The 4,131-nt window shown below is 73.3% G+C and carries 3 protein-coding genes; 1 reads left to right on the top strand and 2 read right to left on the bottom strand.

What is annotated here, in order from left to right:
• Nucleotides 1-77 precede the first annotated feature (77 nt).
• Together ACWGH4_RS32325 and ACWGH4_RS32320 are read right to left on the bottom strand one after the other, a co-directional pair.
• Nucleotides 78-788 (bottom strand): PspA/IM30 family protein, encoded by a 711-nt coding sequence (locus tag ACWGH4_RS32325; protein WP_441264014.1) that lies wholly within the window; start codon nucleotides 786-788, stop codon nucleotides 78-80.
• Nucleotides 789-863: 75 nt separating this feature from the next.
• Nucleotides 864-2,957, bottom strand: coding sequence for a TPM domain-containing protein (locus ACWGH4_RS32320; protein WP_453467134.1), 2,094 nt, complete (start codon nucleotides 2,955-2,957; stop codon nucleotides 864-866).
• A gap of 88 nt (nucleotides 2,958-3,045) precedes the next feature.
• On the opposite strand from ACWGH4_RS32320, the gene ACWGH4_RS32315 reads away from it, so the two are divergent.
• A complete protein-coding gene (locus ACWGH4_RS32315; RefSeq protein ID WP_453467132.1) occupies nucleotides 3,046-4,122 on the top strand; it encodes a hypothetical protein in 1,077 nt (358 codons plus the stop codon).
• Nucleotides 4,123-4,131 lie beyond the last annotated feature (9 nt).

Here is a 4,131-nt window from a genome sequence, read left to right as displayed (position 1 = left end):
GCGCCCCCCCCCCCCGGTTTCGGGAAGGGGCGGGGTGGGGAAACGGCCCCGCGCAGCGGCCACCCCCCGCCCACCCCCTACGCGGACTTCAGCGCCGCCAACCTCGCCTCGATCTCCGCTTCCTCCCCCACGCTCTCCAGCTGCTCGAACTGCGCGTCCAGCGACGACGCCGCCAGTTCCTGCTTCCCGAGCGCCCTCGCCTCCTCCCGTCGGACCTTGTCCTCGAAGCGGTGGAGTTCGCTCGTCGGGTCGAGCACGTCGATGCTCTTCACGGCGTCCATCATCCGGTTCTGCGCTTCCGCGGACTTCGCCCTGGCCACCAGCTCGTCCCGCTTCGCCCGGAGCTGCTCCAGCTTCGCCTTCATCTGTTCCAGGCCCGACTTGAGCTTGTCGACGACCGCGGTCTGGGAGGCGATCGTCGGCTCCGCGGTCTTCGCCTCCTGCTCGGACCTGAGTTGTCTGCCGAGGGCGACCTTCGCGAGGTTGTCGAACTTGTCGGCGTCCGCCGTCCGTCCCGCCCCGCGGAGCTCGTCCGCCTTCCTGCTGGCCGCCAGCGCCTTGGTGCCCCATTCCCGGGCGGCCTCGACGTCCTCCTGGTGGTCCTGTTCCATGAGGCGCAGGTTGCCGATGGTGCTCGCCACCGCCTGCTCCGCCTCCACGATGTTGTTCGTGTAGTCGCGGATCAGCTGGTCGAGCATCTTCTGCGGGTCCTCCGCCTGGTCCAGCAGTGCGTTGATGTTCGCCCTGGCCAGCTGGGTGACCCGCCCGAGAACGGTCTGCTTGGTCATGCCACTGCTCCTTGAACGGCTCCTTGAACGCCAAACGGAATACGGGCCGGCGTACACGCCTCCGGCCGACCGGCCTCAGAAACGGCCACCGCCCATCCGGCCCCGCGTGCCACCACCGCCGAAGCTGCCGGGCCCCCCGCCGAAGCCCCCGCCGAACCCTCCCCCCGGGCCGCCGCCCCTTCCCCCGCCGAGCATCCCGCCGAGAAGGATCCCGCCGAGCACCGCGCCCCCGAGCCCGCCTCCGGGGCCCCGGGTCCCTGGCACACCGCCCGGCCCGAACGGGTTCCGGAAGTCGCGCACGTCGTTCTCCGCGAGGCTCTGCGCCTGCTGCGCCAGCCAGTCCGCCCGCTGTGCCTCGGCCAGAGCCGCCTGGGGATCACCGCCGGTGCCGTTCCCGCCCGTACCGTCCGCGTCGGCCAGGGTCTCCGCCCGCTCCAGCCGGCGCTGGGCCTCCGCCAGCCGGGTCCTGGCCTCGCTGCCGACGGCGCCGCGGTGCGTGGTGATGTAGTCGGCGGCGGCCCCGATACCGGAGCGCGCGCCGAGCAGGGCCCGCTCCAGCAGCGCCCGCGCGCGCCGCGTCCCCTGTTCCTGTTCCCGGATCCCGGCCAGCGCCTCGTCCAGGGCGGCGTCGGCCTCCTCGACCCGGCGCAGTGCGTCGATGGGGTCGTACCGCCCGGACTCCGTCGCGGTGCGCACCTCCGCGGCGACCGTCTCCGCGCGGGCGATCCGCCCCTGGAGCCCGGCGGTCGACGTGCCCTCCTCCGTCCCCTTGAGCAGTCCGCGTGCCTCCGCCAGATCGGTTTCCGTCTCGGTCAGCGCGCTCGGCAGCTTTCCGGCCGCTTCCGCCAGATCCCGCGCCCGGCGGTCGACGGCCTCGATCAGGCGGGCGGCCTGGGCGACGGCCCCTTCCGCGGCCCGCACCTGGACCGCGGCGGACCCGTTGTCGTCGGCCCCGACGGCCTGCCGGGCCCGGTCCAGGGCGGTCGCCGCGAACTCGAGCCGGTCCTTCGCCTGTTCCACGTCGTTCGTGACGGGGGCCGCCGCCGACGGCGCGTACCGCTCGCGCATCACGCCCAGCGTGGCCTCCGCGCTGACGACACGGCCGTTCACGTCCTGGTAGGCGGCCTGCGCCGTGTCCAGCGCCTGCGGCGCGTTGCGTTCCAGGGCGCGCAGCCGGTCGAAGTCCTCGGCCTCGGCGTCGAGCCGGCGATCGGCCTCCGAGCAGCGGGCGAGGATCTCTTCGAGCATCCTGCGGCGGGTGGAGTCGTCCTCCGGGTAGGCGTCGTCCAGCTGCTGGCGCAGCCTGAACGCGGCGGTCAGCTCCTGCCGTGCGTGCGTCACGGCCTCCTGGAACGGCTTCGCCGCCTCCTCCCCGAACTGGGCCGTGGCGAACCCGAGTTCCTCCTGGCTGGTGCGCACCGCGTCGTCGGTCTCCACCAGCGCCGCCTTGGCCCTGGCGTCCAGCTCAGGGAGCGGTGGCTGCTCCGGCGTGCCCCAGCCCTCCTGGCCGCCCCGCGGAGTGGTGCGGGTGGCCGTGCGCCGCTTGCGTTTCGTGTAGGTGTACGCGGCGAGGGCGGCTGCGCCGCCGACGACCGCGATCGGGAGCACGAGGTCGCCCGCGCCGGTACCCGCGCCCCCGCCGCCGGGCTCGGCCTCGCCGGGCGTGATGTTCACCGTGGGGACGGGTTCGCCGGACAGCACCGCACCGTAGCCGTCGGCGGCGCCGATCGCGGCGCCCGCCCAGTCGTTCTCCCGCAGCGCGGGCTCCACCGCCGTCCGGGCGACCTCGGCGAGCTGCGCGTCGGTGAGGCGGGAGTCGGCGTCGACCCAGTAGGCGTACTGCCGGTCGCGGGTGGCGACGGCCAGCAGGACGTCGCTCGTGCCCAGCCCGTTCTGCGCGGCGGTCTGCGCCGTCCAGTCCTGCGCGGAGCGGCCGGAGAAGTCGGTGACGTAGACGACGAACAACTGGAGCCGCTGTTCCTCGTACAGGCGGTCGAGCGCCCGGGACACCTGCCCCTCGCGGTTGCCCAGGGCCTCTGTGCGGTCGGTGATCTGTCCCTGCCGGGAGAGGTCGACGGGGTCGTCGGCCGTGGCTCCTCCGGCGGCGGGCGCGACCAGCCACCATGCCGCCGTGAGCACGGCGACGAGGATCCGGGCGGCTGTTCGCATCACATTTCGGAGGCTAAGTCCGCCTCTGTGCCGCCGCGACCGGACGCCGTCAGGAACCGCGGGTACCCGATGATCAGTCCTGCATCCCATGGGATTCAACGAGGGAACGGGAACGGCCCCACGGTCGAAGGGCAGGGCGGGCGCGTTCGTACGGGCATGGCGGAGCCCGCGGCTGAAGTGGCCGAGGAGGATCGCCCTCGCCCTGGCGCTGGTCCTGCTCGTCCCGCCGCTCGCCGGTGCGGTGGCTCTGCGCATCAACTACGCGGGGGACCTCCAGGACGGCACCCGCACCCGCGGCAAGGACGCGATCTGGCTCGGCCACGCCTGGGTGGACGGCCGTAAGAAGGACGCCGACGTCAGGGCCTTCGCCGAGCGGATCCGCGGCACCGGCATCAAGGACCTGTACGTGCACACCGGCCCCCTCGAGCACGACGGCACCCTGCCCGCCGACCGTTACCCCCGTGCCCGGTGGCTCATGGACGCCGTGCACCGGGAGATGCCGGGCATCCGGGTCCAGGCGTGGCTGGGCGACGTGCTCGCCAACGACGGACCCGACGGACTGCGCCTGGACGAACGGTCCCGCGACGCGGTGGTGGGCTCCGCCCGGCAGATCCTCGACGCCGGGTTCGAGGGGGTCCACTTCGACCTGGAGCCGCTGCTCTCGGGCGACAGCGACTACCTGTCCCTGCTCGACGCGCTGCGCGAGCTGACGCGCGACCGCAAGGCGCAGTTGTCGGTAGCGGCCCACCAGATCGACCCCCTGCCCGCCGCGCACCGTGTGAACGCGGCGGTCACCGGCCGGGAGAAGTGGTGGTCGCAGAAGTTCTTCGGCGAGGTCGCGCGGCGGGTCGACCAGATAGCCGTCATGTCGTACGACACGTGGATGCCGCTGGAGGGCATGTACGGCGGTTACGTCGCCCAGCAGACCACCCTCGCGCTCGAGGTGACGCCACCGGGCACCGACCTGCTGATGGGGCTGCCGTTCTTCCACGAGGACGATCTCGGCCACCACGAGAACGCCGAGACGGTCGCGGCCGCGGTCCGCGGCACCCGGCTGGGGCTCGGGCGCACGGACCGTGAAAGGAAGGCCTTCGGTGTCGCGCTGTACGTGGACTTCGCGGCGGAGGAGGGCGACTGGAAGGCCTACCGCGAAGGGTGGTGCTGACAGCAAGGT

It is taken from the genome of Streptomyces sp. NPDC054847, from assembly GCF_053610925.1.
The sequence above is the reverse complement of the archived record's forward strand: the minus strand, read 5'-3'. Positions and strand labels throughout refer to the sequence as shown.